This window comes from Streptomyces flavidovirens DSM 40150 (assembly GCF_000429085.1).
GTDB classification, from domain to species: domain Bacteria; phylum Actinomycetota; class Actinomycetes; order Streptomycetales; family Streptomycetaceae; genus Streptomyces; species Streptomyces flavidovirens.
Genome location: NZ_AUBE01000037.1, coordinates 1 through 26,086, shown reverse-complemented (window position 1 = coordinate 26,086; position 26,086 = coordinate 1). Strand labels below are relative to the sequence as shown.

Annotated in this window: 26 protein-coding genes and 5 pseudogenes; 20 read left to right on the top strand and 11 right to left on the bottom strand. The window is 67.9% G+C overall.

The features are described 5' to 3' along the window. Positions 1 to 248 precede the first annotated feature (248 nt). A pseudogene (locus tag G412_RS36590) lies at positions 249 to 976 on the top strand (IS5 family transposase). Positions 977 to 1,011: 35 nt separating this feature from the next. On the opposite strand, the gene G412_RS36585 reads toward G412_RS36590, so the two are convergent. The 3 genes and pseudogenes from G412_RS36585 to G412_RS38715 all read right to left on the bottom strand — a co-directional run. Further along, entirely contained in the window at positions 1,012 to 2,517 is a 1,506-nt protein-coding gene (locus G412_RS36585) for an NAD(P)/FAD-dependent oxidoreductase (protein WP_279626790.1), read from the bottom strand. A 357-nt stretch (positions 2,518 to 2,874) separates the two neighbouring features. Next, positions 2,875 to 4,500, bottom strand: a complete 1,626-nt coding sequence (locus tag G412_RS0129675) for an FAD-binding oxidoreductase (protein WP_078607516.1) — start codon at positions 4,498 to 4,500, stop codon at positions 2,875 to 2,877. 554 nt (positions 4,501 to 5,054) lie between these two features. Then, positions 5,055 to 5,216 (bottom strand): annotated as a pseudogene (locus tag G412_RS38715) (IS110 family transposase); the annotation flags it as partial. Positions 5,217 to 5,486: 270 nt separating this feature from the next. Here G412_RS38715 and G412_RS0129665 point away from each other — a divergent pair. After that, complete coding sequence (locus tag G412_RS0129665) at positions 5,487 to 6,023, top strand: hypothetical protein (protein ID WP_028815219.1); 537 nt, start codon at positions 5,487 to 5,489, stop codon at positions 6,021 to 6,023. Beyond that, on the top strand, positions 6,020 to 6,982 hold the full coding sequence (locus tag G412_RS40610) for a hypothetical protein (RefSeq protein WP_028815218.1): 963 nt from the start codon (positions 6,020 to 6,022) through the stop codon (positions 6,980 to 6,982). Before G412_RS0129665 ends, G412_RS40610 begins: the two co-directional genes overlap by 4 nt. Before the next feature lie 172 nt (positions 6,983 to 7,154). Here G412_RS40610 and G412_RS0129655 read toward each other — a convergent pair whose 3' ends face one another. After that, on the bottom strand, positions 7,155 to 7,334 hold the full coding sequence (locus tag G412_RS0129655) for a hypothetical protein (protein ID WP_028815217.1): 180 nt from the start codon (positions 7,332 to 7,334) through the stop codon (positions 7,155 to 7,157). Positions 7,335 to 7,628: 294 nt separating this feature from the next. On the opposite strand from G412_RS0129655, the gene G412_RS0129650 reads away from it, so the two are divergent. Further along, positions 7,629 to 8,012, top strand: coding sequence for a hypothetical protein (locus G412_RS0129650; protein ID WP_028815216.1), 384 nt, complete (start codon positions 7,629 to 7,631; stop codon positions 8,010 to 8,012). A gap of 488 nt (positions 8,013 to 8,500) precedes the next feature. Further along, a complete protein-coding gene (locus tag G412_RS0129645) occupies positions 8,501 to 8,689 on the top strand; it encodes a cold-shock protein (RefSeq protein WP_028815215.1) in 189 nt (62 codons plus the stop codon). 625 nt (positions 8,690 to 9,314) lie between these two features. Here G412_RS0129645 and G412_RS0129640 read toward each other — a convergent pair. The 4 genes and pseudogenes from G412_RS0129640 to G412_RS36570 form a co-directional block, all read right to left on the bottom strand. Further along, positions 9,315 to 9,644 (bottom strand): hypothetical protein, encoded by a 330-nt coding sequence (locus G412_RS0129640; RefSeq protein ID WP_028815214.1) that lies wholly within the window; start codon positions 9,642 to 9,644, stop codon positions 9,315 to 9,317. Between the two features lie 394 nt (positions 9,645 to 10,038). Further along, complete coding sequence (locus tag G412_RS41485; protein WP_028815213.1) at positions 10,039 to 10,323, bottom strand: ATP-binding protein; 285 nt, start codon at positions 10,321 to 10,323, stop codon at positions 10,039 to 10,041. After that, positions 10,320 to 10,828 (bottom strand): annotated as a pseudogene (locus tag G412_RS41480) (ATP-binding protein). The gene G412_RS41485 and the pseudogene G412_RS41480 overlap by 4 nt, the downstream one beginning before the upstream one ends. Positions 10,829 to 10,838: 10 nt before the next feature. Continuing rightward, complete coding sequence (locus tag G412_RS36570; protein ID WP_244283301.1) at positions 10,839 to 11,855, bottom strand: Mu transposase domain-containing protein; 1,017 nt, start codon at positions 11,853 to 11,855, stop codon at positions 10,839 to 10,841. A gap of 677 nt (positions 11,856 to 12,532) precedes the next feature. Between G412_RS36570 and G412_RS0129620 the strand changes: the two genes are divergently transcribed. The 3 genes from G412_RS0129620 to G412_RS0129610 are packed head-to-tail and all read left to right on the top strand — an operon-like array spanning position 12,533 to position 15,763. After that, positions 12,533 to 13,681 (top strand): polyprenyl synthetase family protein, encoded by a 1,149-nt coding sequence (locus tag G412_RS0129620; protein ID WP_244283300.1) that lies wholly within the window; start codon positions 12,533 to 12,535, stop codon positions 13,679 to 13,681. Positions 13,682 to 13,718: 37 nt separating this feature from the next. Continuing rightward, positions 13,719 to 14,729, top strand: a complete 1,011-nt coding sequence (locus G412_RS37460; protein WP_028815211.1) for a terpene synthase family protein — start codon at positions 13,719 to 13,721, stop codon at positions 14,727 to 14,729. After that, on the top strand, positions 14,726 to 15,763 hold the full coding sequence (locus G412_RS0129610) for a terpene synthase family protein (RefSeq protein WP_028815210.1): 1,038 nt from the start codon (positions 14,726 to 14,728) through the stop codon (positions 15,761 to 15,763). The genes G412_RS37460 and G412_RS0129610 overlap by 4 nt, the downstream gene beginning before the upstream one ends. Here G412_RS0129610 and G412_RS41220 read toward each other — a convergent pair. Continuing rightward, a complete protein-coding gene (locus G412_RS41220) occupies positions 15,733 to 16,368 on the bottom strand; it encodes a DDE-type integrase/transposase/recombinase (protein WP_483027169.1) in 636 nt (211 codons plus the stop codon). The genes G412_RS0129610 and G412_RS41220 overlap by 31 nt on opposite strands. A 74-nt stretch (positions 16,369 to 16,442) precedes the next feature. Between G412_RS41220 and G412_RS36560 the strand changes: the two are divergent. The 8 genes and pseudogenes from G412_RS36560 to G412_RS39940 all read left to right on the top strand — a co-directional run. After that, positions 16,443 to 16,940: pseudogene (locus G412_RS36560) on the top strand (DUF6879 family protein); the annotation flags it as partial. A gap of 8 nt (positions 16,941 to 16,948) precedes the next feature. After that, the gene (locus G412_RS0129600; protein WP_028815209.1) at positions 16,949 to 17,797 is read left to right on the top strand and encodes a helix-turn-helix domain-containing protein; all 849 of its coding nucleotides are present in this window, start codon (positions 16,949 to 16,951) and stop codon (positions 17,795 to 17,797) included. Positions 17,798 to 17,898: 101 nt separating this feature from the next. Then, positions 17,899 to 18,087 carry a hypothetical protein gene (locus G412_RS38705; RefSeq protein ID WP_078607514.1) on the top strand — a complete coding sequence of 63 codons (189 nt, stop codon included), beginning with the start codon at positions 17,899 to 17,901 and terminating at the stop codon, positions 18,085 to 18,087. Between the two features lie 510 nt (positions 18,088 to 18,597). Next, positions 18,598 to 19,002 (top strand): hypothetical protein, encoded by a 405-nt coding sequence (locus G412_RS0129590; protein WP_028815207.1) that lies wholly within the window; start codon positions 18,598 to 18,600, stop codon positions 19,000 to 19,002. Then, on the top strand, positions 18,999 to 19,151 hold the full coding sequence (locus G412_RS39945) for a hypothetical protein (RefSeq protein WP_157839194.1): 153 nt from the start codon (positions 18,999 to 19,001) through the stop codon (positions 19,149 to 19,151). Before G412_RS0129590 ends, G412_RS39945 begins: the two co-directional genes overlap by 4 nt. 134 nt (positions 19,152 to 19,285) lie before the next feature. Beyond that, a complete protein-coding gene (locus tag G412_RS0129580; protein ID WP_078607512.1) occupies positions 19,286 to 20,191 on the top strand; it encodes an SDR family NAD(P)-dependent oxidoreductase in 906 nt (301 codons plus the stop codon). Next, the gene (locus G412_RS0129575; RefSeq protein ID WP_028815205.1) at positions 20,188 to 21,180 is read left to right on the top strand and encodes a 3-oxoacyl-ACP synthase III family protein; all 993 of its coding nucleotides are present in this window, start codon (positions 20,188 to 20,190) and stop codon (positions 21,178 to 21,180) included. Before G412_RS0129580 ends, G412_RS0129575 begins: the two co-directional genes overlap by 4 nt. A gap of 204 nt (positions 21,181 to 21,384) precedes the next feature. Further along, a complete protein-coding gene (locus G412_RS39940; RefSeq protein WP_028815204.1) occupies positions 21,385 to 21,717 on the top strand; it encodes a catalase in 333 nt (110 codons plus the stop codon). 50 nt (positions 21,718 to 21,767) lie between these two features. Here G412_RS39940 and G412_RS40595 read toward each other — a convergent pair whose 3' ends face one another. Continuing rightward, on the bottom strand, positions 21,768 to 22,424 hold the full coding sequence (locus G412_RS40595; RefSeq protein ID WP_244283299.1) for a hypothetical protein: 657 nt from the start codon (positions 22,422 to 22,424) through the stop codon (positions 21,768 to 21,770). A gap of 207 nt (positions 22,425 to 22,631) precedes the next feature. Between G412_RS40595 and G412_RS0129560 the strand changes: the two genes are divergently transcribed. The 3 genes from G412_RS0129560 to G412_RS39935 all read left to right on the top strand — a co-directional run bounded on the left by G412_RS0129560 (position 22,632) and on the right by G412_RS39935 (position 25,121). Next, a complete protein-coding gene (locus G412_RS0129560) occupies positions 22,632 to 22,811 on the top strand; it encodes a hypothetical protein (RefSeq protein WP_028815203.1) in 180 nt (59 codons plus the stop codon). Between the two features lie 92 nt (positions 22,812 to 22,903). Beyond that, entirely contained in the window at positions 22,904 to 23,710 is an 807-nt protein-coding gene (locus G412_RS36545; protein WP_037650246.1) for a hypothetical protein, read from the top strand. A gap of 1,168 nt (positions 23,711 to 24,878) precedes the next feature. Further along, positions 24,879 to 25,121, top strand: coding sequence for a hypothetical protein (locus G412_RS39935; protein WP_157839193.1), 243 nt, complete (start codon positions 24,879 to 24,881; stop codon positions 25,119 to 25,121). A gap of 217 nt (positions 25,122 to 25,338) precedes the next feature. Here the strand turns inward: G412_RS39935 and G412_RS0129545 are convergent, their stop codons facing one another. After that, positions 25,339 to 25,734: a hypothetical protein gene (locus G412_RS0129545; protein WP_028815201.1), complete on the bottom strand. Its 396-nt coding sequence runs from the start codon at positions 25,732 to 25,734 to the stop codon at positions 25,339 to 25,341. 154 nt (positions 25,735 to 25,888) lie between these two features. On the opposite strand from G412_RS0129545, the pseudogene G412_RS40590 reads away from it, so the two are divergent. Next, a pseudogene (locus tag G412_RS40590) lies at positions 25,889 to 26,086 on the top strand (IS701 family transposase); the annotation flags it as partial.

Genomic DNA, 26,086 nt, shown 5'->3' with positions numbered 1-26,086 from the left:
CGGAGGATTACAGACGGATTCTCAGAGGGCGTTTATGCAGGTCAAGCCCGGTAAGAGCCTTTCACCCATGTCGCATTGTGTGGTGTATGAACGGGTGGGTGACTATCGCGCCTTCAGGGGTGGCGAACTTACCTGCCCGTCTCATCCGTAGTTGCATCCTGAAATCCGTTTGGTTCGAAAAGATCACAGAAACGCCTGAGAGGCAGCGGAACGCCGCCTTCCGGTATGACCAGTGATCACGCTACGGCGTGAGCCAGCGGAAGCCCTACCCCAGCGACCTGTCCGACGCCCGATGGGCCCTGATCGAGCCGACGTTGCGGAAATACCTCCCGCACGACTTCCCGGGACACGGCACCGTCTATTTCTACTACGCGGCCTGGCGTGACGAGGGAATCTTCGCCCAGCTCAACTACGACCTCACCGGCCTGGCCCGCGCGAAGGAGGGCCGCAAGCCGGAACCCACAGGGTCCGTCATCGACACCCAGAGCGTGAAGACCTCGAGCAATGTGCCCGTGACCAGCCAGGGAACCGATGCCGCCAAGAAGATCGTCGGGCGGAAGCGCGGCATCCTGACCGACACGATCGGCCTGATCCTCGCCGTGACCGTCACCGCCGCCGGCCTGTCCGAGAACACCCTGGGAATGCGCCTTCTCGACCAGGCGAAGAAGACGTACCCGACCATCGCCAAGAGCTGGGTCGACACCGGCTTCAAGAATGCGGTCGTCGAACACGGGCCCAGCTCGGAATCGACGTCGAAGTCGTCAACAGAAACCCCGGAGTTCGCGGATTTCACGTGGTGAAGAGACGCTGGGTGGTAGAGCGGAGCATCGGGTGGATCATGATGCACCGGCGCCTGGCCCGCGACTAAGAGACCCTCACCACCAGCTCCGAGGCCATGATCCACATCGCATCCATCGACAACCTCGCCAAACGCATAACGGACGAGACAACACCAACCTGGCGAGGAACCTACTAGGACAGAAAGGGCAATCTGCCTAGATCAAACGCCCTCTAAGGTGTTGCGGTATGGCTGGCTTGTCTGGTGGCGTATTCAGCAGGTCTGTGGTGCTGGTGCGCGGCGTGCAGGTAGTCCGACAGCCAGGTGAGGTGCTGTGCCTCACCGGGGCTGCGGGCGGGCAGCAGCAGTTGTGAGATGGCGATTTCGGGTGGGAGGGCGATCGGGTGGGGCAAGTGGTCGTGGAAGTCTTTGGCGCGTTGGTGCAGGCCGTCGGTGAGGTGTGTGTCGCCAAGGAGCGCGGGGAGGCGTAGATCGTGCTCGTAGGCGGCGTCGATGGAGTGGATGACGGCTTCGTCGATGGCTTGGGAGACGGTCATGGTCTGGATCGGTGGGCGTTCGGGGGTGAACCAGGACAAGTCCTTGTCCGGTGGGGTGGCCCCCAGCAGGGTGTCCGCGATGCATCGGGCGATGGCGGGTGAGTTGTGGAAACCGTCGCGGTAAGTGCCGGTGGCGAAGATCAGTCCGTGAAGGAGGCGTGAGGGGCCGAGCAGGGGAAAGCCGTCGAGTGGGATGGGGCGCCGTCCGCACAGCCAGGCGGTGACCTGGGCGGCGGCGAGTTGCCGGTCGATCTGTTCGCAGGCTGCTCGCAGCATCTCGTGGGCCACCCCGAGTTCCGGCCCTGCGGACAGCTGGGGGGTGATGACGCTGGTGGCGCCGACGTAGTGCCCGCCCGAGGTGGGCAGGACGTGCAGGCCGCAGGTGGCCGCCCGGTTGGGGGTTCGCACGGCCCGCGTCACACCACCAGCATTTTCGCGTCGTGTGAGGACGGCCAGTCCGGTGCCGTGGAGCATGGGAGGAACGGCACCAGGCGGGAGCGCTGTGGCGGCGAGTTCCCCGCTCATGCTGCCGGCTGCCACAACTACTGTGGTGGCCTGCAGCATCCGGCCGTCGTCCAGCTGGATGCCCCGCACGGTCTCGTTGTCGGCGACCAGCGCGGTGGCGGTCAAAGGCCAGAACTCCACACCGTGGGTGGTGGCCGCCGCTTCCAGGGCGGCCAGGACGCGGCGGGCGTCGACGGTGCCTTCACGCTGCAGGTACAGGGCGCGCAGAGGCCGTGCGTCAGGGCGAGGTGCGAGCCCGGGCACATCAGCGGGGTCGACTGCCTCGTGCGGCTCACCGTACTCGACGAGCGCGAGACGCAAAGCCTCGAAGTTTCGGTCGGTGATGCGGCCCGATCGTGCGCTCAGGAGCACGAAGGTGCCGGGGATGTGGCTGTTGCGCAGCGCCCGGCCGCCGTCGGTTCCTCCCGCATCCTCAGCGAGCCTGGCGAGCCAGTCCGGCCAGGCGTCCAGGGCACGCCGTGCAAGGGCGAAGCGGGCTTGGGCTGCGGGATGGCGGTCGGTGTACTGCGTCACCTCGCCGAAACAGTTCAACATGGCGCCGGCCGCTGGGGTCGCCGCCCCGGTCCGGGCTCGTGGGCCGACAACAGCGATACGCAGGCGACTGTCCCGGCGTGCCAGTTCCAGGGCCACCGACAAGCCGAGCACACCGTTTCCCACGACAGCAACGTCCACACTCACCGCAACACCCCGATCCCATGTCCCCCCTCTGCGTGCTCATCCCTCCGGGCTTACTTACACGGCTGCGGCCCCAGGAGCACCACGATTCGTGAGCGGCCGGGCCGATCGATGCTGAGGGCTCTTCACCGCCGGCCCGGCACCGGCCAGGAGCCCCTCTCGTGACTGACGATCTGACCTCCCCGTCCAGCACACCGACCATGGCCTCGCTCTGATCGCCGTCTGCGGGAGAGATCGACATCGAAGCCGCCCCCGCCCTGCGCGCCGGACAACAGCACCGGATTGCTTGCCGCGCTGGCGGCGTCCTGGACACTGCCCCGTCGGTCAAAGAACTTCTGGTCAGGGGTGCGCCGTCGCGGTATCAGCGACGCCGATGCTCTGGCCGTAGCGGAAAAGCCCGGTCGGGTCGTAGTGATGCTTGACGTCGGTCAGACGTTCGTAGTTCGCGCCGTAGTAGGCGTGCTGCCAGTCGTGCAGGTCCGGGTCGGGGAAGTTGACGTACGCGGCGGAGGTCTCGAGGCCGCGTCGCAGGGTGCGGTGCATCGTCCGCAGCTGAGCGAGCAGGCCGTCGACGGTCTGGCGGGGAGTGTCGGTGTGCCAGTGGCTGCCGATGTCGATGACGAACGTTCCCCGCCGGTGCGGGTATGCGGTTTCGCCGTTCCCCGGCTGGGCGCTGGAGCCGCCCATGGCGAACAGTGTCACGTAGCCGGCGTTGCCCCTCTGGCCGGGTTGCCAGTCCTCGATCCAGCCGATGATGTCCTCGACAGCGGGTCGGCCGATGTGGCTGTCCGGTACGAGCGACTTGGAGGCACTGGCCGCCGGCGTGCCAGGGCGTTCCATGAGGTAGTCCTGGGCGTCCCAGAAGTGCCGCTCCTGCACGAATGCCTTCTTCGGGCGCAGGGACAGTACGGGTGCGAGTGCCCGCTGAAGGCTGTCCTGGCCGCCCAGGCGCTGGCCCAGGAGCCACAGCGTCCCGCCGTTGCCCTGCCCCTCGTTCTTGAAGCCGATGCGCACGTCCAGGGCGTTGTGCTCGTCCGCGGCCAGGGCTTCTTGGACGGCGGCCATGACCTCGACGCCCTGTCGGACGGGAAAGGTCAGGTCGAAGACGGTGGCGCGCTGGGCGGAGACGTCGACGGCCTCGAAGGTGAAACCGGTGTTGATGCCGAAGTTGCCGCCGGCTCCGCCTCGGCACGCCCAGAACAGATCCGCGTTCTCCCGCGCGCTGGCCCGTACCAGGGAGCCGTCGGCCAGTACCAGGCGTGTCTCCACCAGCCGGTCACACGTTAGGCCCCACTTGCGGTCGTTGAAGCCCAAGCCCCCGCCCAGGGTGAGCCCGGCGACGCCCACGCCGGGGCAACGGCCGCCGGGGAAGTACAGGTTCGCCGCTTTCGCCTCGTAGACGTCGGAGTTGGTGGCGCCTCCGCCCAGCACGAGCCGGTGACCGCTGGGGACCACACCGCGCATGCGGCGCAGGCTGATCAGCAGTCCTGTCGTGGTGGAGTAACCGGCGTAATTGTGACCGCCCGAGCGCACGGCGAACGGCATCCCGTGGTCGGCGGCCCACCCCAGAGCCGCCCGCACGTCCTTCTCCGTGGCGCACGCGGTGATGCCCGCCGGCCGCACCGCCGCATAGCGCCGGTTGTCCGGCAGCACCAGCTTCTGGTAATTGGCGTTCCCGGGCCGGTAGAGCCCGGCACCGAGGCTCAGCGCCCGTTCGAGGCTGCGCCACGACGAGGCCGGCAGGCTGCCTTCCCAGGTTGGCGTGTGCCGCACGGGCACGGCCTGCGCGACACCCGCAGTCATCCGGCCCGCACTGGCCAGGGCCAACGCCTGCGCTCCGCCCCACAGCACCCTTCGACGACTGACCACCATTGCGCCCTCCGCACTCATCACCACGAACGCACCGGTCCTGGCGGGTCCGCCGAACTTGACAACGGCCGAGCCGGTCGGGGCCGTCGGCCTCATCGTGCTGATCAGAGGGAACAATCAAGTCACGCCACGCACTGAGCAGCCGTTAGTCGTACCGGAATTCGACCGACCGCCACATGCTCGGTATTCCCTGTCACTCCGTCCGGCGGCTGACCGGACACCGATCACAGCGGCCCGACTCAGGCCCTATACGGCGTATGCGCAGCCTTCAAGCCCACGGTAATACGCTTCGCGGAGCCAACTGGAGATGCCCGCTGGGCAGTGGACCGCCCACGCTCGCCGGTTCTGCGCCCGCGGGGACATGCACAAGGACCATCGAGAACCTGGGCAGGGTGTAGAGCCACTTCGACGTTGCGTGGGAGGAGGGCTCACCGCCGCGCGCCGACGGGCGGCCGAAATGGGCACCTCCTGGCGCCGCTGGACGCCACGTACAAAGGCGCGGCAGTCCAACAGCGCGGGGCCGCCCGGCCAGGCGCAGTGAACAGGAGTACCCAGCAGCCGTCGAGCTCCGTCCCGAATGCCACCCCGCCCGGCAACACACCCAGATCAGGGACAGCGCCCGCGTGGCGAGTGCCAGCCCCTATGTAATCGTCAGCGATGACAAGCGCGTCGCGGGCATCGGTCTTGCCCTCGCCGCGATAGCTGCCGGAGGCTCGGTTGACCATGCGGCCGAGGATGTAAAGCACGTGCTGACCATGGTTTATGAGCACGGCGATCAGCAGGGCCGCGCCGCCGTCGGCCAGGTCGACGGCCTAGGTGATCTCGAACCGAGGTGTACGAAACACGGCGCTCTACTTCGCTAAGACCCTGCCTGCCATGCGGACCGTCTGAACTGCACCCAGGCGACCACGGGCCTCGGCTTCGATGCACGGGGTTGATCGGCATGGTTCGGCCACTGCATCTGATTGCCCGGCGGGTACCGGACAGCTGTGGGTACGGTCGATCAGTTTCACGGCTGGCGGTGGCCGCCGGTGGGAAGTGTCCGGTCGGCGTGTCGTCGCATTGCGGGTGGGGGTGGTTCGGTGGGCAGCACCGAGCAGAAGACCGAGGAGCAGTTCGCGCAGCTTCAGCAGAAGGTCGGTGCTCGCCATGCGGAGGTGCTGAAGCACTCCGACGGTGACCAGTTCGCGGTGGAGTACGCCCGGCTGGTGAACGTCACCAGCAAGCTGGTGGAGTTCGAGAAGACGATCCCCGAGCGTCTGGCCGAACCCGATCGCAGGCGCAGTGAGCGCATCGTGACGTGGTCCTGGCGCGGCCAGGCGGCCGTCGGAGCGGTGCTGATCGCGCTCGTCTTCGTCCTTGACCACTCGACCTGGTGGCTGGTCCTGCTGGTCCCGCACTTCGTGGGAACTGTGGCCGGCTGCTTCCAGAAGGTCGATGCCGAACAGCACCGTGACCGCCGCTTCGGAGCCGTCGCACTGCACGTGGTCGCGCTCCTGATGGCCCTCATTAGCCTGAGCGTGATCAGCCGGTGGTTCATCATCGCCGCCGCCGTGGGCTGGATGCTTGTCGCTGGGTCCTCCATGGACAGCACGGACGCGAAGGGGGCGCGGCGGTGAGCGACGACTACGGCTACCAGGTCCGCCGCCTGGAGACCCGGACCGGCGGGATGGAGCACGAGCTGCACTCGCTGCGTTCGAAGCTGGGGGAGGTCGAAGACCTCGACTACGAGTTGCGCGACATCCGCGGCGACATCCGCAGTCTCGAGGACGACCTCAGCACCGTCCGCAACGACCTCACCGAGCTGGACGACGACGTACGCGGCCACATCCAGGGCACGGACCAATCCCTCAAGCGGCTGACCGGCCGCGTCCAGGCCCTCGAAGCCCACCTACTGGCCGCGGGCGGCGCCCCACTCGCCGACCTCGACACCATCGACCCGGAGTGGATGAAGCTGGCCAGGACCGCCAACCACGGCTGGCACGTACGCTCCGGCCTGCTCCCCAGACACCAGCGCGAAGCCCACCGCATCAAGGTCCGCGAGTACGAAGGCGCGATCGCCGAACGCGACGAGCACCGCGACAAGGTGGTGGAGGCCGCCGGCATCCTGGCCACTCAGCCGCGCACGTCCCGCGAGTTCAAGCAGGCCGTCATGGACTTCGGCATGTCCCACACCCTCGCCGAGAGACACGATCAGCGGGCCCGTAAACTGGCTGGCCCCGCCCAGACCGCCCAGGCCGCACTGGCTCAGGACGACTCTCTGAGGCAGGCGAAGGCGTCGCTGATCGAGCAGGGCGACAAAGCGGAAAGGAAGCTGAACTGGCTGCTGCGCAGCCGTCTGGCCGAGGCGATCCGCGACCGCGCCCTGCTGCCCATGTGGTTCGTGACCGTGCTCGGTCCCGTGCCGCCGGCGCACAAGACGCAGGAGTGGATGGACCTCGCCACCCAGGTCCTGGCCTACCGAGTCACCTACGGGATCACAGACCAGGTCGTCGCGCTCGAACCGGCCCCTGACGAGTACGTGCCGCGCCGCACCGAGTGGTACCTCGAACTCACCAAAGACTTGCGCCGCTGGTAGCCAGCCTGGGCCCGATCGCACGGTGGCTCACAGCGCCTCGTGCAACACCGCCCTGCACACGGGAGTGCAACAGCGTCCGCGTTCCCGTGCACCGCGAGCCGGCGACCCGCGTCGTCCTGGCGGAGCCGCAGGTCACCATCCCACGCCGCTCGTCATCCCCGGCCGCGCCCCGTTAGGAAGATTCGGGCTCGGGCACGCCGGGGATTTCGGGCATCTCGGGGAGGGTGGGGAGCTGGATCTCGGGGAGTTGGATAGGGGGCCAGGGGTCGGCGGGGTTGGCGGCTGCCGTGGTGGTTGTGAGGGTCGTCAGGAGTGCTCCGGCTGTGAGGATGACAGCTGCGGCACGGCGCATAGGGAGTCCTTTCACATGGGGCCGGATGAATCGGACCATGTGTTCCCGTACCGCCGAGTAGTAATGTCCTGGGTCACCCTTACGTGGACGGCAACGATTCCCAGCCCACATCTTTCGGGCGCCACCGCCGTCAAAACGAGTGAAATGCACCAGAACCCAACAGGAGAGGCGGCTACTTGGCACCGTGGGTCACGGCACACCGGGGCAAACTCAAGGGTGGAAGCGATGCAACGGCCCTTGTCTCTCTTGCGGCCCTAGATAGTGCTGATTCGCGATCAGCATCGTTGTCAGGGCATGAAACTACGCACATTCGCCTGCGCGATCGCTGTCACGCTCACCTTTGCTGGGGTCGGCCAGGGCGCCGCCCCAGCCTGGGCCGGAGGAATCGGAGACTTCCTCTCGCCCGCGATCGGCAATGGCTGCGCCAACCAGAGGGTCGGCGCAGCAGCGCAGGGCGGCACGACGGCCGCGACCGGCCACGGAGCAGGCAACCTGCTCACGTTGCCCACTACCGGGCCCCTCAACCAGTGCGGAGGCGCCGATCTCCCGCTACACGATTCGTTTAACGCGAAGAACTGCGCGCACGAAAACGGGAAGAGTGACGCCCAGTTGGTCCAGCTCAAGGAGATCCTGAACCAGGAGAGCGACACTGGGAAGAGCAACAACCTAGTTTGCTAAATGGATGCCAGCCCCAGCGGGGTGCTATCGGATGGCGCGCTGCACAGCGGCCCGCAGGACGTCGTGGTGTGGAGCGGTTCAGGGGACTTGTTCTGCCACGGCGCGAGTGATCACGTCTCACCTGTCCGAAGGGCTACCGGCGGTCCGTGAGCGTGCAGGTGTCGGGAGCGGCCGGCGGAGCGGGCGGTCTGCGCAATGCGCGGGGCGTATCCGCCGGGGGTTGTGGTGCGTGCGAGTGAGGGTCGGGGTGCTGCGGTAGGTGTGGCAGTCATGTGGGGACAAGGCTTGGGACCTCCCACTCCGCGGGACCAGGTAGGCAGCTACCGGGTCTTGTGGCCTGCCGAAAGGTTCCCACTGTGCGCCCTGCACGCCTTGCTGTATTCGTGGCCGCGGCTGCTGCCCTCTTTGTAGCCCCTCTCGCCGAAGCGTCCGCCCACACGGCGGCACCGGTCGGCCATACCGAGCGCGTCCCGGCGGATACCGGCACTGTGAGGTGGTTCAACGCAGAGAAGGGCTTTGGGTTCATTGCGCCGGACGGGGGCGGCCCTGACGTGTTCGTCCACTACTCCGCGCTCGGGGGCAGTGGCTTCACGAGCCTGTACGAAGGCCAGCGGGTCGAGTACGAGGTCGCCCAGGGCCAGAAAGGCCCGCAGGCGACGGACGTCCGCGTCCTGTAGCCGCCCCGGAAGGAGGCCGGCGCCCGGGGCGATGGGCGTCGGCTCGGACCGCTCGGGGAGTTCTACCCAGTCGCCTGCGGCTGACCGTTCGGCAGTGCTCTGAAATTCGGCCGAAGGCTCTGACCTTGGCTTCCGAGGTTCTCACTCAGACCCTGAGCCTCCGGCCCTCGCGTCGGGAACACCGCCGGCCCGCACCCCGGATGGGTGATCAGTGTCCGGGAAGGCTCAAGTCGAGCAGTTTCCCGTCCAAGACCTCAACCCTCGGCACGTCGGCGCCGCCACATTGGTTGATGGGGTTACCGATGGGAAGCCCGGCGGAGTTGCCGTTGGCCGCCCCAGTGCCGTGGGTGGTCGCACCGTCTGCGTGGATGCCGTGGTGGTTGGTGCAACTGGTGTCGAAGGCCGGGGACAGGGAGTCGCCGATCCCTCCAGCAGACGCTGTTGATGTCGTGGCCAGCACGGTCCCTGCCGTTACTACCGTGAGCTGATGCCGATCTCGAATTTTCCCCACGGCTGCTCTTCGCCCCAGTTGGTTCACGAAGTGAACCAACTGGGGAAGTGGGGAGCAGAAAGCAGAAGGACTCACCGATCGCTGGCCCCGGTGAGTCCTTGAGCGTGTGGTGAGTCAGTGGGGCGAGACGAAGCCCGCTGACTGGTCGAGGTGGAATGGTGAGCCGGGGCCTTCGGGCGTCCAGCCATCGCTGAGCGCGGTGCGGATGCTGTCAGCCACCTGGCCAGGCAGAATCGGGCTGCCTTGTGTTCCGAACCAGTTGCTCGGGTGCGGCTTGTTGGTGGTGACCACCAGTGTGGTTCCGGAAGCGTCGGCGTGTTCGACCGCGTAGGTGAGGGGTGACCGGACCAGGCCCTGGTCGTAGGTCGGCCGTCCGCGGAGTCGCCACCGGTAGGTCATGCCGTCCACGGTGATGAGCCGCGATCCCTTTTTGACCAGTGCCATGTCCACATCCTTTCCGATGTGACAGTAGTGAATGGCGACTGATCGTGTCCTGCCGATTCCCGTCGGACGGTGTCAGCTTCTGCGCATCGGGATCACGTCCCGACTTGCTGCTGGGATGGTGGGTCGTGCGGCTTCGGGAGTGGCCAGCAGGGCGACGATGGTGACGGGCTTGTCGCAGTGTGGGCAGTTCCGGACGGCCGTCGGCGCGAGTGGTGTCGGGTCTGGCGACGCTGACGTCATCGGTTCGCCTTCAGCGACGTCGGCGGCTTCGTCGCGTTCGCGGCGTCGGCGCCGAGCGGCCTCTGCTTTGCAGCGAGGGGTGCAGTAGGTGTGCCGGGCCGCTGCATTGCGGTTGACCTGGAATGACGTCCAGCAGATGGGGCACTCCCGGAATTCAACCAGCACGTCCGGTCACTCCTTTGCGGAGGTTGTCGGCGTGGGACTGGTGAGAGCGGAGCCGGTAGGACGGTCCGTCGATGCCGACCACGGCAGCACGGTGCAGGAGCCGGTCGAGCATCGCGGCGGCGACGGTCGCGTCGCCGAAGGCGCCGGCCCAGTCGGCAATACCGACATTGGTCGTGAGGATCGTGCTCGACTTCAGATATCTCTGGTTGATCACCTGGAAGAGGGCCGAGGCGCCGTCGCCGGGTAGCGGGAGATAGCCCAGTTCATCGATCACGAGTAGCCGGGGGCTCCGGCGAAGAACCTCATGATGCTCGACCAGCGGCCTTCGAGGGCGGCCTTGTGACACTTGGCGGCGAGTTCGGCGGCGGTGGTGAAGTAGACGCGGTGGCCAGCGTCGACCGCGGAGCGAGCGAGTGCGACGGCCAGCATCGTCTTGCCGACGCCGGGCGGGCCGACCAGCAGGACGTTGGAGGCGTTATCGAGGAACCGCAGAGTGGCCAGGTCGCGGATGAGTTCTCTTCGACGCCGGGCTGGGCAGCAAAGTCGAAGTCGTTCAGGGTCCAGGGTTCCGGCAGGCAGGCGAACCTGAGCCGGGAGGAGAGTTTGCGTGCTTCCGTCGCCTCGACCTCGATCTCAAGGAGTTTCTCCAGCGCCGTGGTGAGGGTCATCCGCTCGGCGCGGGCCTGGTCTAGGACGCGGGGAAGGGCTTCGGCGGCGTCATTGAGCTTCAGATAGGACAGGTGGCCCCGCAACTGCTGGTAGCGGCGGGCCTCGCTCATCGGCATGGCGTCACTCACTCTCACACTCCTGGTCTTCGTGGGTGGGGGCCTGCCGCAGCCGGTCGGCGACGGCGGCGTAGTGAGACAGGTCGATCACGACCCGGTTCGCGACGTCCGATTCAGGCCGACCGCGAAGCTTCTCGGCTTCCGCCTGGGCCGCAGCCGACGGGGGCCGACGGACCTTGGTGCGGCAGGGAGCCTTGTCGGAGAACGAGGCGAGAACGGCTCGTTCGAGGGCAACGACGTGCCCGGAGTCCCGAACGGTCTGCCCCGCGCCATCCGGTGCCCGGCGGTGGTGTGCGATGACCGCGCGGCTGGCGGTGACCACATGCAAGTCGTCCTCGCCGAGGCGGATCCGGACCGTGACGTGGGCGCCGACCAGCCCGGGCGGGACGGAGTAGTGGTTGCCTGCGAAGAAGACAAGCCCTTGCGGGCTGACGACACGGATCTGCTCCAGCTCAGCGGGGAACGGACGGGGTGGGAGGTCCAGCAGCGGCTCGGCCTCAGCGAGCGCGGCGACCGTGGTCGAGGCTCCGTCGAGTTTGCGTTTGCGGCTGTCCATCTGCACGGCCAGCTTGTCGACGCCGTTCTGACCTGCCCCGATGCTGATGCCGTCCGGGACAGTTCGCCACCATCGTTGGGCTGCTGAGTGGTTGGCCTTCTCGACGACACCCTTGCGGTTGCCCCGCCGGGGCGGGCAGATGTCGACGCCGGCTCCGTAGTACTTTGCGACGGAGGCGAAGGTTGGCAGGATCCGTCCGGTCGGCGGGTGGCAGACGGTGGCCATCCGGTCGAACCGCCACCTCCGGGCCGTTCCGCCCAGGCGCCGCAGCACGGCGTCGATGGCCTGAACCAGGTGCGGGAAGGTCTCCGCCTCCGCCAGCACAGCCCGCCATCGTCCCGAGTGAGCCAGGGCGCCGACGAGGAGATGCGCGTTGGCACCGACGCCCCACTCCACGGGCGGGTCCGGGAGCTCGACCCAGTCGAACTGGATCTCCTCACCCGGAGGATGCGCGATGATCGCCACGTCGCGGCCGTTCGAAGCCCGACAGGGTTCGCAGTGCGGACGCGCTTTGTATCGTCGCAGGGCTCGCGTGAAGGTGGAGTATCCGCCTGTATAGCCGAGTTCTACGACTTCATCGAAGAGCGTCGAGGCCCACAAGTGAGGGTCGTCGCTGAGCCGTTGGCGGCAATACTCCAGGAAGGGCATGAACGCGTCTGGCGACTGGCGGCGATAGCCGGAGACTCGCTCGCCGTTCAGATACGCGCGGATTGTCTTGCGGTCGTGCCCCAGGTGTCGGGCGATCGCCGGCCCGCCTCGCACAAGCAGCTGTCCGAGCCCGACCAGATGAAGGACCCCAGCTTCGTCCAGCGATTCCAGCCCATCGCCGCACGCCTGCGAACAGCACTGGCCGCACGTCCCGCCGGCAGGAACTGACCTGGGAGGCTGGCCCGCACCGCATCCCGTGGGGCCAGCCCTCCAGCCTCTCGGTCCTCTTGACCGGCTCTCTGCGCTGCGGGACGGTCGGTGCGCGCGGCGGCTGGTTCCGGTCGGGCGCCGGCTCGGCTGCGTTGTCGGAGCGTGTGGGCACGCCTTCACGGTAAGTCGCGTTTCGGCCACACTGACTGAAACTACGTCTAGTGATTTCAGTCGCACTCTCTGTAGTCTTGACGGGCTATGAAGTGATCACTCTGCGGGGCGGGATGAGCGAGAATGCCGACTTTGCTCCTGCCGCCGTCCCTGGCAGCCAGCGGCAATGCCCAATGCCGGCGCCTGCGGCAGTGGATGTGACCCTGCTGGACCTGCGGGGCGTGCGTCATGCCGTCGATACTGTGCTGGACACCTTCCTGGCAGAAAAGCGCCGCACAGAATCCGCCTGCCACCTGCCCCGTGAAACTGGCGAAGCGTTGCATGCCTTGCTGTTCTCCGGCGGCAAGCGCCTGCGGCCCTTGCTGTGCGTACTGGGCTGGTACGCCGCTAGCGGACAGGAAGACATCACCCCGGTACTTCACGCGGCCGCGTCGCTGGAGATGTTCCACACCTTCGCACTGATCCATGACGACGTGGTTGACCGTTCCGCCACACGCCGCGGCCGGCCCACTCTTCACCGTGTCCTCGCTGACCTCCACCGCGGCGCTCGCTCTCAAGCACAGGCCGAGCACCTGGGCATCAGCACGGCCATCCTCATCGGTGACCTCGCCCTTGCCTGGTCAGACGAGCTCTTTCCCACGACATGCCTCACTCCCGCCCAACTGGCCGCCGCCCTACCGGTCGTCGAAAACATGCGCACCGAGCTCATGTACGGCCAGTACCTTGATGTTGTCGCCGCAGGCCGGCCCACCAGCGACATTGAGCGGGCCATGGAGATCGTGCGCTACAAGACCGCCAAGTACACCGTCGAGCGGCCCCTGCACATCGGTGCCGCCCTCGCTGGCACAGCCGCCGACACGCGCTCCGCGCTGAGCGCCTTCGCCCTGCCTCTCGGTGAGGCGTTCCAACTCCGAGACGACCTCCTCGGCGTCTTCGGAACGCTCGATACGACGGGCAAATCCTGTATGGAGGACCTGCGCGACGGAAAGCACACGGTCCTGCTGGCCCACGCCCTGCAACGCGCCGACCCAGTCCAGCGGCAGGCTCTCGAAAAGCTTGTCGGCGATCCCGGGCTGGACGAGGGCGGCGCTGCCCGCATCCGGGACATCCTCATCGCGACCGGCGCCCGCGACAGCGTCGAGCACATGATCACCTCGCGGCGTGAGCGGGCGCTCCGCTCACTGGACACGGGCCCATTCCCCCTTGCCGCCACTGACGCGCTGCGTCAGATCGCCTACGACACCACCACCAGAGTCGCATGAGCGGCTCTGTCGAGAGCGGAGATCCACCTTGCCGTCCATGGACTCCCTGGCCGAGATTGTCAGGCCGCGCAGATTCCGGCTCCCCGACCGCTTCACCGCGCACAGCCCCTATGCCCAGTCCATGGCGCCGCAATACGACACGTGGTGCGATCAGTTCATCCACCTGCCCGAGGAAGGCCGAGCCCGTTACCGGCGACAGAGACTGGACCTTGTCACCGCGTACTCCTTCCCTCACTCGCTCTCGCACGAGAGAGCGTTGACCACTGCTCTGTTCTCACTCTGGGCAACGCACCTCGACGACCACTTCGGGACGAGCTCCCCTGCTGAACTCGCAGCCCTGCGCCGACGGGTCGGCGAAATCCTGGATGGTGCCCGCCCCCGCACCGACGAGCATCCGGTGCTGAGGATGGCTGCCGACCTGCGGGTCATGGCCACAGAGCTGATGCCGCCGCACTGGCTGAGCCGGTTCTCCCGTGAGAACCACGAGAACTTCATTCAAAAAGGGATCGAGGCGGAGGCACCCTTCAAGCTGGACCAGCGCGTCCCGTCTCTTGCCGAACTGGAGGAGTTCCGGCCCTACAGCGTCGGCATGTACCCCTGGCTGACACTGGTGGAACTCGAACTGGGGGTACCGCTGCCCGACCACATCGCGACGCATCCGGCCATCCGAAGAGCCATGCATCTCCTGGCGCGCATCACCGCCTGGCAGAACGACGCCTACTCGATGCCGAAGGAAATCCCCCGCAGTGGCGACGGGGAGACGATCAACCTGGCATTCGTCCTCCAACGCGAGGACGACCTGTCCCTTGAACAAGCCTGCGATGAGATGCTTCGCATCCATGACGCCGACCTCGCCGAGTTCGTCGCCCTCGCCGACGCACTTCCGGACTTCGGCGCCGATCAGCCGGACGTGGAACGCGTCGTACACCACATGGCGCTCGCGACCAGCGGCGTCACCACCTGGTATCAGCTGTTCGGGGCCAACCGGTACTCCGATGACGGATGGGTCGAAAGCCCGAAGCGGGAGGGCATGGGCTTGCTGCCATGACCCACACCATCGACACTGGCGCCGTCTACGAGCTCGCCGCCATTCCCCTCCGGCTGGCCCGCCAGCGTCACCCGGCCATCACCAAGCTCGAACGATGGCACGACCTGTGGCTGACCGAGCACTACCCCTTCCCCACTGACCGCGCCCGGGACACCTTCCTCGCCCAGCGCAGCGCATTGTGGACAGCGTTCACCTACCCGGTCACCGACGAAGACCGATTCCACGACCTCGCTCGCCTCACCTCATTCCTCTTCGCCTTCGACGACCTGTTCCTCCAGAGCAGCCCCGACAGCTCCACCGACGTCGAACAGGTCCTCAACGACACGCTGCACGTGATGCAAGGAGGAGCACCGGCTACGGCCCATGGCAGGGCGTTGGCCGATGTCTGGCAGGCGATGGCACAGCGGATGCCCGCCCGGCAACGTCACAGGCTGACCGAAGCCGCACGAGGCTTCGCCCGCGGATGCCTGCGCGAGGTGTCCTCACGCGCACAGGGCTCAGTCCTGGACCTTGCCAGCTACACCAGCGTGCGCCTCGAGCAGAGCCTGGCCGCGTGGGTCTACTTCATCCTCACCGAGTACGCGGCAGGCGTAGATCTCACCGACCCGGTGCTGGCCAGGCTACGTTCCCTGCACTGGGCCTGTGCCGAACACCTGCTGTTCTCCAACGACCTGTTCTCCTTCCGCGCCGAGCACTTCGCCGGTGACCACGTCAACGCGGTCTGCGTGCTACTCACAGCTGGCGCAACTCTCCAGCAGGCAATCGACAAGCTCGTAAACCTCGTGGCCCTCAAGGAACAACAGATCGCTGACATGCTGACTACGCTCCGCAGTTCGCGGCTGGGCGCTGACTGCGCCGTTGCGGCCTATCTCCACAACCTGGAGTACGTGATCTCGGGAAACCTCGAGCAAGCCCGCTTCGCACCCCGATACCACGGCACTGCGGACTTCATCGACCGCCCCATCGCCCGGGGGACCGTGACCCTGCACTCGGACCGTACCGATCACCAACTACTTCCCACCACGCGGCAATGAACCAGCGCGGCGAGCCCTGGTACGAGGGAGGCGTCGACGACCCGGACCGGCGCCGCGCCGGACTGCGCCCCTGGGCTGGTCGCTCGCCGGGCGCCGGCCTGCCCCGCACAAGCAGCTGTCCGAGCCCGACCAGATGAAGGACCCCAGCTTCGTCCAGCGGTAGCAGCCCATTGCCGCGCGCCTGCGCGCAGCGCTGGCCGCACGTCCCGCCGGCAGAAACTGGCGGAGGCTGGCCCGCACCGCGCCGCGTGGGCCAGCCCCTCCAGCCTTCTCGGTCCTCTTGACCGGCTCTCTGTGCTGCTGGACGGTCGGTGCGCGCAACTATGCGCAACCACGTTGTCGGCGTACTCCTTAAAGTTCACGTGTACGCCGACAACCGTCTTGGTGCGGTCATAGACGATCGTCATCGGCACCCCACCGAAATGCGTGAACGCTTGGCGGTGGCAGTCGAAGAACGTCGCCAGGTCCTGGCTGGTGGTGAAACAGCAGAACGGATCGCGCGAGTAGGACAAGACCATGTGGAACGAGTAGACCTTCGGGAGGCCGACGTGAGCGAGGACCTTGCCCTCGTCACCCCAGTCGACCTGGGCTTGAGCACCGGGGATGACCTCGAACCGCCGGTGCAGACCAGCCAGTTCATCAGCAGCGATGCCCAGCTCATGCGCGACTCGGGGCTGGGCTTCCTCACACCCACCGCACGGCCGTCCACCTGGAGATGCGCGTCGTCTACGCGGTGGGCGACGAACGGGACGACTTCGAGTCCTTCCTGGTCCCGAACCTCGATCCGGCCCGCTCGTTCTGGCCGCAATGGATGCCGCTCGTCAAGGACGCGGTCGCCCGCGGCGTGGTGATGCGCCGCGCGCGGATCGTCTCGGAGCCGGTCACCGACTACATCCGCTACGAGCACGCCATCACCCCGCTCAACCTCCAGGCCGGGGAAGACCTGCGCTGGCTGCCCCGTCGCCAGGCGAGCGACATCCCGCTGCCCGGCAACGACTTCTGGCTCCTGGACGGGCGCGTCGTGCAGTTCCACCACTTCACCGGCACCGGCGACTGGGCGCCGGACGGAAAGGAACGCACCGACGATCCGGCCGCGGCCGCGCTGTGCGCCACGGCGTTCGAGGCGGTCTGGGAACGCGGCATCCCACACGAGAAGTACACCGTCCAGGCCCCCTGAGCAGACCTGTGCCCGCCTCCCCATCGTCCAGCGCACAAGCGGCCCGCGAGGCGCTCGCCGTGCGCCTCACGCACCTGCGCAAGGACGCCGGCCTCACCGGGAAGGAACTCTCCGCCCGGTGCGGCTGGCATCCCGCGAAGACCACCCGCATCCAAAAGGGCGCGGTCCTCCCCTCGGACGCGGACATCCGGACCTGGTGCACGGCGTGCGGCGCCGACGACCAGGCCGCCGACCTCATCGCCACCGCCCGCGCGGTCGACTCCATGTACATGGAGTGGCGCCGCCTGCACCGCAACGGCATGCGTCAGGTCCAGCAGGACTGGTACACCCTGCACGAGCAGACCCGCCACTGCCGCGTCTACCTCTCCAACGTGCCGCCCGGCTTCCTCCAGACCCCGGCGTTCGCGACCGCCCTCATGAAGCAGATCACCCGCTTCCAGGGCACCCCCGACGACGTCACCGAAGCCGTCGCCGCCCGCATCGCCCGCTCCCGCTTCCTCTACGAGGGCGGCCACCGCTACGTCGTCCTCATCGAGGAATCCGTCCTGCGCTACCGAACCGCCGACCCCGAGGCGATGCGCGGCCAGCTGCGCCACCTCCTGGCCGTGATGCCGCTCGCCTCCGTCTCGCTCGGGATCATCCCGTTCACCGCGCAGCGCACCGTGTGGCCGCTGGAGGCGTTCTACGTCCACGACGACACCACGGCCGTGGTGGAGACCCTGACAGCGGAGATCAAGGTGACCCAGCCACGCGAAGTCGCCGACTACACGAAGGCGTTCGCCCGCCTCCAGGAGATGGCCGTCTACGGCGACACGGCCCGCGCCCTCATCCAGGCCGCGATCGACGCCCTGGAGTGATGTTCCGCAATTACCCGCAATCTCGTTGAGAACCACGCGGCGGCCTCCGTAGCGTCGAACGACACCGACGCGACGCACCCAGCACACGGAGGCGGTGCCCCATGAGCGCACCCACACCCGCCGACACCCAGCCGGAAGACCACGGACTCCAGCCGCCCGCCTTCGGCCAGCCCTCCCCGGCGCTCCTGGCCCGCGCCGACCGCGGCTACGCCCGCTTCCTCGCCATCCATGGCCCGGCCGCCGACACCGGCGACCACGACCAGGACGACGACGCGGAGGGCGCACGATGACCGACCCCCACGTCGTGCTCTACGACCCCGAAGGACGCCTCGACATCGAGCTCCCCCTCGACCGGGAGCTCCACAAGTGCCTCGTCAAGGCCGTGCTCGGATGGACCGGGAGCCCCAGCCTTCCCTCTGCGGACCTCCAGCAGATTGCCCTGCTGCTCACCGGCACCGCCCGCGCCGTCGCCGTCGATGTCCGCCGTGCCGCGGACCTGCTGCCCGAAGACCACGCCGCCCGCGCCCTCGCCGACGTCGTCCTCGAGGAAGCCGACCGCCGCCTGTCCGTTCCGCTGGAGGGCACCGCGCGCTGCGCCCAGAGCCGCGCCCGGCTCGTACGCGCCCTGTACGAGCGCCTGGACCGCCTCGCCAGCGTTGCACCCCAGGCCGTCACGGCCCCCCTGAAACCCACCGCGCACCCGGCAGAGACCGGATCTCCCGGGTGCGCGGTGCACGGCACCACACCCGTCCCACCCCGGGCCGGGGCGAGCACCACTCGACACCGAGAGGGGCACCACCGTGAGTACCGCAACGACCGAGCTGCGCCGGTTCCTGACCATCACCGGCCAGCGCTTCAAGAGCGGCCTGTCCGCACCGGAGATGTTCTCCCCGGCCGTGGACGCGGCCTGGCACGAACTGCTCGGCACCCCGGCCTACGCGGCCCTGTGCCTGGAGACCGCCGGCCAGCCGATCCGTCACGTCGCGAACAACGGCCACGGCCCGATCGCCTGGGTCGCCGCCTACGAGGAGGCGTACGGGCCGCTGCCGGAGATCTGGTTCACCGACGCCGACGGCACCGTGGACGAGGACGCCATCGCCCGCTACCGGGAGACCGGCACCGTGGTCGCGGAGTGGGACTGCGGCCCCGCCGGCGGCGACGGCGACGACGTCGCGCCCGACCAGCCGGAGACCGCCCGCCGGTGACCACCGGACGCACCTCCTCGTGGCGCAGTCCAGGCATGCTCTGCGATCCCACGGTCTTCACCGACCGAGTAGCGGCGCCGCGCAGACCTCCCGGCCTGGTCGTACGCCCGACGGCCGGCCAGAAGCGGTTCGCGCTCGCCAAGGCGTGACCCCGACCTGCGGGCAAAGGCTCGCAGTGATTCTGCGGGAGGCCACAACTGCGTTTCTTCCTGGTCGTTGCCCACTGTGCGGTGGCGTACCAGGTGGCGCGGGCCGTCTGTGGATCCTGGGGAGTGACGTACGAATGGAGATGCATGCCTCGACCGGCCTGCGGGTTCAACGCAGTGTGATGGTTACGGGGGCAACTGGGGGAATCGGCGCGGCGACGGCACTGAGGTTGGCCGGCTGCGGTTTCGATGTGATCGGTACAGCGCGCAGCCAGGAGAAGGCGGACGGCCTGCTCGCTGCCGCCGCGGCGCGCGGGCGGCCGCTGAGGACGGTGGTACTGGATGTCGCCGAGCCGTCGTCCTGCGAGGAGGCGATGGGGCGTATCGCGGAGATGACGGGCGGTGGCTTGTGGGCGGTGGTGAACAACGCCGGGGTGCCGCAGGCCGGGTCGCTTGAGGACGTGAGTGATGAGCAGGCGCGGTACCTGCTGGAGGTGAACCTTCTGGGGGCGATGCGGATCTGCCGCCTCGCCCTGCCGCAGATGCGGCGACGTGGTGAGGGCCGGATCGTGAACGTGTCGTCTGGTTTGGGACGAGTGCCCTGGCCGCTGGGCGGCTGGTACAGCGCGAGCAAGCACGCGCTGAGCGCGCTCACCCACTGCCTGCGCGTGGAGATGGCGCATGCCGGTGTCCGCGTGTCTTTGGTGGAGCCTGGAGCATTCGCCACCGCGATGCTGGACCGGGCGATCGACGACCTCGCCCAAGTCGACCGAGGCGGAGCGGCGGGCTACGACCGGTCGAAGTCTCTGTTCGGGGCTGTCAACGCACGTGTCCCCGGTCCCGAGCCGGTCGCCCGGACCATCGAGAAGGCGCTGACCTCCCCCCGGCCCAGGGCCCGTTACACCGTCGGCTTCGACGCCCGTCTCCTGGTGCCGCTTCACACGGTGTCACCGCTGTGGCTGTCGGACTGGGTGAAACACACGGTCAGCGGCCTGCCTCACAAAGCCCCGGCGTATGCCGGCATGGTGAAGGAGTCGGTATGAACGTCTACAGCCGCATCACCCACGTCGCGGTCCACCTGCCTGACGGCCGCCAGAGCGTGCGAGCTATCGAGGACCGGCTGCGTGAGCACAGCCCCGGTGTACGGGTTCCGGCCGGCTTGCTGCGGAGGCTCTACGGGCTGGAAGAGCGCGTCGTCGCCGCGGACGGCGACGTGCCCTCTGGCCTCGCCTCCCATGCCGTCGCCCGTGTCCTGAACCAGGCAGGCCTTGAACCGGGCGAAGTCGACCTGCTGCTGTTCGCCGCTGTCAGCGCCGATGTCCAGGAACCCGCCAACGCCCACATCGTCGCCGCCCAAGCGGGACTGAGCTGTCCGGTCTTCGACGTCTCCAACGCCTGCAACAGCGTCCTGAACGCCCTGGAGGTCGCGGACGCCTTCATCCGCGCCGGCCGTTACCGGCGGATCCTGATCGCATGCGGGGAAACCCTCAGCCGCCTCAGCCGATGGAACCTCACTCCCACCACCCTGCGGACCGGGCTGGCTTCCCTGACCGGCGGGGACATGGGCGCCGCCCTGCTCGTCGAAGCCTCCACCCGGCCGGGCATCATCGCTCACACGTTCATGGCGAACTCCGCGGGCTGGTCGGCTGCCACCCTCTTCAACCCTCACCACGCCCCCGACGGCCCGCCGGGACTGCACATCGACTCCGAAAAGCTCCTCGCCTCCTTCCTCGGCATCGACACCCGCGCCGCGCAGTGGCTGAAGGAACAGCACGCCGATCCGAACGAACTCGGCCTGGTCTGTCTCCACCAGCCGTCCGTTCCCTTCGTCCGCACCTTCTGCGAACGCCTCAGCATCCAGCCCGACACGGTCGTGCCCACCTTCCACCGCACCGGCAACATGGGCGCAGCCACCCTCCCCCTCCAACTCGCCCACGCCGCCGACCAAGGCCGGCTACGCCCGGGCACACAGGTGGTCCTGTTCGGCATGGCCAGCGGCGCCAGCGGCGGCGTAATGCTGATCAGCTGGTAGGCACCAGCTGATAGACACCGTGGCCCACGCCCTCACACTCGTGACAACAGGGGCCGGCCGACAGGCTCCAGGGTCACGGAAAGGGCGCAGTCCCTGGCCGGGACCGCTGGCGTTTGGCGCGAGCCTGCTCGACCATCCGCGGCGCGTCTTGTTCGTATGGTGAGGCGAGCTGGTATTCCCTTTGAATTTCTGGAGAATGTTGACATGAGCGACAAGCACAACTCCAAGCCGACCGAGGCACCCTCAAACACGAAGCCACAGCCGAAGCCGGCCACCGTAACGCTGGGCGCCCGCGGGGGCACCGCCGTGCTGGTTGCCGTCGGCGGGAACACGATTCCGGCCACCCTGACCGTCGTGGACGCCAGCGGTACCCCGGTCGCCATCTACACCGCCGGACCCGCAGGACCGCAGATCACCACGAGGAACATGGTCCTGACGACGAACGATGGCCAGCCCGTTGACAACAACCAGAACGCGCTGACCCTGGGCCCGGACGGCCCGACCCTGCTGGCGGACTTCCAGTTCGTCGAGAAGTAGATACACCCGTCCGGGCGGATCTACTCAGGGCGTGTCCGATAGGTCGTGCCCTAACTGCCGACAGGTCGTTCTGTGCAGCGTGGAGCGGGGCGACAGTCGACCTCGGGGTGTTCGGCGGGCACCGCGTCGACGGACGCCGTGGTGTAGAGCGCGACGTCGACGGCTCCGGCCCGGCTGGTGCCGAAGCGGACCTCGATCGACTGCGGGGAGCGGATCCAGCTGAGCCGGACCATGTGGTCGGAGTCGGTACGGCGGACCCGAAGGCGGGCGGCGGCCTGCTCAGGACCGAGCGGGGTATCGGCGGCGATCAGGTCCGCCAGGTTCTCGCGGCGGCAGACCTCTGCGACCTGGCCGGGGTGGTGCAGCGTCCCGTCCGGGTTCGCGCTCAGGTCGACCAGGAGGCCGCGGTCGACGAACCGGCGCACCACGAACGCCGTCACGTTCGCCTTCGCGCCGTGAATAGTCCGGTTCGGGGTGCCGAGCGCGTCGGCGATCCGGTCGGCCGTCGCGCCGCCGGAGATCGGCGGGGAGGGCATCGCGGCCGGATGGCGTCGGCGTCCAGCGCCTCCACGGCGGCCCGGGACCACTGGCAGGACGACCCGTCCGGGGCCGGGATCAGAACCGGTGTGCCGGGCCCACCGGAAGGCGGCTGCGGGCACCTTCAGGTGCTTGGCGGCCTGTCCCGCGTCGTACTCGGTTCGTCGCATGAGATCGATCACCTCTCACCCAAGGCCCCTTGAAAGCACGCAAGTTGGACGTGCGCCGCTAGGGCTGGCGCCCGCGTACGCGAAGGGAAATCACCCGTCCGGATGGCCGGGCGATGGCCCGCCCCGGTCTGCGATATTGACCGGGCGGGCAGGGCGCGGGACGGTCGTCACGCAACTACGCGCAACCGGCTCGCTTCGGAGGGGATCATGGCGTTACTTTTCTTCGGCACGGACCCGAACTCGGGCGGAGGGAACTGCCCGGCGGTGTGGGTGGACGCCGACACCGCCCAGGGCCCGGAACTGGTTTTGCACGGCAAGTTCGCCGACGCGGCGACCCGGGCCACCTGCCGTCAGGACAGCCCGCCCGCAGACGGCAGCGTTATCTAGGGGACGAGGGACGAACGCGCAGCTCACGGGTGTCCCTGCCGTTGCGGCACGTAAGGCACGTCCTGTTCGTGCGGGGTACTCGTTGAGTCGGTATGACGATCGAGCCGTTCTCCACCCCTGAGCGCCGTCCCGCAGCCGATGCCGCCGAGGCACGGGCCATCACCGAGGGCGTACGGGACGCCCTGCGCGTGCACGCCCGGACGGGCATTGTCCTGGCCCGCAGGGTCCGCCGAGCGCATGCCGCGCGGGTCTGGACCGCCCTGGGCTCCCCGAGCTGGGAGGCGTACGCGCGGGCCGAGTTGGGGGTGTCACGGGCGTCGGCCTACCGGCTGCTCGACATGGCGGTCGTCCTCGACCAGCTCGACCAGGCCGTTACTGACCTCGGGATGTCTCCGTTCGGAGACATCTTGGAGATCACTCGCCAGCAGGCCCGGGAAATCAAGGGTCGCGTGGCTGAGGTCGCGGCCGTCCTCGCGGACCTGCTCGCCGAGCGCGGCCCCGGGCTGGAGCCAGCCGCGGTGGCAAGGCTGCTGTCCGCCGCAGTGGACAAGGTCCGCAAGACTCCGCCCCGCCGCGAGGTCACCACCGGCATGCACGCGCAGGAGCAGCGCAAGGAGAGGTTCGAATACTGGCTCGGCACGGTGGTCCTCGATACCGCTCCCGCCCACCTCACCGATGCAGACGCCGCCGAGGCGCTGCGCGCCCACGATCCCGAGCTGACCACTGCGGACACACCGTCAGCAGCGCCCACAGCGAGTGTGCGTACAGATCGACATACCGGGCGCCAGGTGCAGTCCGCGGGTAAGGACGCGCAGGGGGTCACTGGATCCCAGCCGGTGCGGTCACGGTCCCGCATGAAGCGATCGCCTGCGCGAGGTCCTGGCGCTGAGGCATCATGAGGTCGCGTGCAGCATCGGAACTGGGGGAGTTCGGTGACAACGGGGCTGGCGGGCGAGGGCAGCAGCGACGGGGGCAGTAGAGGCACCACGAGCGGATCTTCTGACCCGCAAACGCCCGAGCCTGACCCACCGACACCTGCGCCTGCCCCGTCACCTCAGCGTGTCTATCCGTGGCAGCGCTGGCAGCCCTCATCCAAAGCGGCTCTGATCGGGGCTGCAGGAGCGGTGCTTGCCGCGCTGCTCACCGGGCTGTTGGCGCTGAGTGCGGGCGGCGGTGTCGAACCCCGACCCGCACCTGCCCCCCGCCCCAGGGTCAGCATCACCTCGTGGACAGAGACACCTGCCACTCCTCCGAGCAAGACGTACGTGTTCTCTGGGACAGTCACCAACGCACCCCCGGGCATGGCAGTCCACGTCATGGTTCGGACATCCGACACAGATTCCGGAGGAATTGCATTTGGTGCCGAGTGGCTGGTCTCGCCAAAAGCCGAGATCTTGCGCGATGGCAGCTGGAAGGTCACGTGGACCCTCGCACCCCCTCCGTCTGAGGGGCATTGGGTCGCTGTTCTTGCCGATACACACCTAGTGGCGGGCAACACGGCCGACGCCTACATTAGGTTGCTGGAGCAATTGGGCCCCGACGCCATGGTGGCAGTCACCTCGACGACAGTGACCTCAAGCCCTGAACCTCCTCATCCGCCGCTCTCGGGGCACCCCTGAAAGCCTCGAAGATCGCCTACAAGCCGGTCGGCGTGGCCACGGGCCCCTCAGCGGTGTCCTCGTCGGGCGTGGTCAGCTCCTCAGGCCTTTCGGGGGTACGGGGCTCCCCCGTCACCGGCTGTGCGACGGGGCGGCGCCGGGGAGGACCCGCGCTGGGGGACGCGGGCGCATAGTGTGGCTGAGCCGAACGGCGGAGGTGGCAGTCTGCGCCGACGTGGACGCTCACGCGGTGAAGGCAAAACGTAAGTACCGGCCGTTAGCCCCGAGAAGGTGATGAGCTGGCGGGGCTTGAGGCAGGTGAAGGCCGCGTGCATCACATGCCGGCGGCCACGGCGTACGGCATCGTCCGCGGGATGAGCAGTGCGGGTAGCAGTGCGATCTCCCCCGCGATGACGGCGGCCGCGACCGCGCGCCAAGGGTGGACGTCCTGGTCAGTGAGGGCGCTCGCGTGGCGCCGGGCGGAACCAAGACGGTCGCTGCCCGCACGCCCGTCTCGCTCGCGGGAGACCTGCTGGCCACCGAGCACATCACCATGCCGATCACCATGCTCAACATCCACGAGTTCACGCACCCGCAGGAGGCCGTGCCCGCCATGGCCACCATGGATGCGCAGACGTTCCTCGCCCAGCTGAACCGCGTGCTGCCCACCGCGGGCCGCGACGAGACCCTGCCGACCCTCACCGGTGTCTAGATGACCCTGGAGGGCGAGACGCTCGCCTTGGCGGCCACCGACTGCTACCGCTTCGCGGTCGCGGAAGTCCCCGTGGCTTTGTTCATGAGGACGGACAGCAGATGTTCACGACTTCGGGAGGCACCAGAGCACACCAAGGATTCGAACGCTGCTTCACCCGGCACCCATCCGTGTGCGGCGCCGACCGGGTCAGAGTCGCACAGGAGGCCTGGCCGACTCAGTGGTCGCCCGTGTGCGGGCGCACGGGACGTGGCAGTGGCTGACGCCAGTCGCCCAGCCTCGTGAGGAGAAACTGGCGGGCGAGAGAACGTATGCCGTCCCACGCCGAATCTGTGGCCAGGGCGTTGCGCCAGAGGCCGACGCGGCAGGTGACATCGATCTTGCCGAGGCGACGGCCAAGGGCCCGAAGACCACGCAGATCCTCGGGCTCGAAGACGCCGCGCTCCGCGAGTCCTTCGGAGACGCGGCAGACGAGCTCCACCTCTTCAACAACGTCCTTCGTCTCTAGCTCACGCTCGCCCAGCCAGGCAAGTTGTTCTCGGGTGTCGGCTGCCAGGAGGGCTATAAGGTGCAGCGTCCAGGTGCGCAGGTGCGCGTCGCCGAGATCGTTCATTCAGGCAGGATCTCACTTAGTACTCCAGTTGCACTTTGCTATTGCCGCTGGTCAAAGGCTTGTTTTCGAGTGTAGCGAGCTGACTGTCCGCCATGTTGCCGGAGTTCGTGACCAGCGGCATGTGATCGCTGTTGTGCTGATCGTGCAAGATGATGTGCGGCCCGATGTTTGGGCTTCGGAGCTTGAGGAGGTGCTGCTGCGGATCGGTCACCGGTTCGGTCGGGTCGATCTGCGGCGGCGGATGCGGGACTACGTGCGCGGGCTGCTCGGTCCTGTCGGCAGGAAGAACGGCTGGCAGCTGGCCGAGTACGTCGGCCATGACGTGCCGGCCGGTCTGCAGCACCTACTGAAC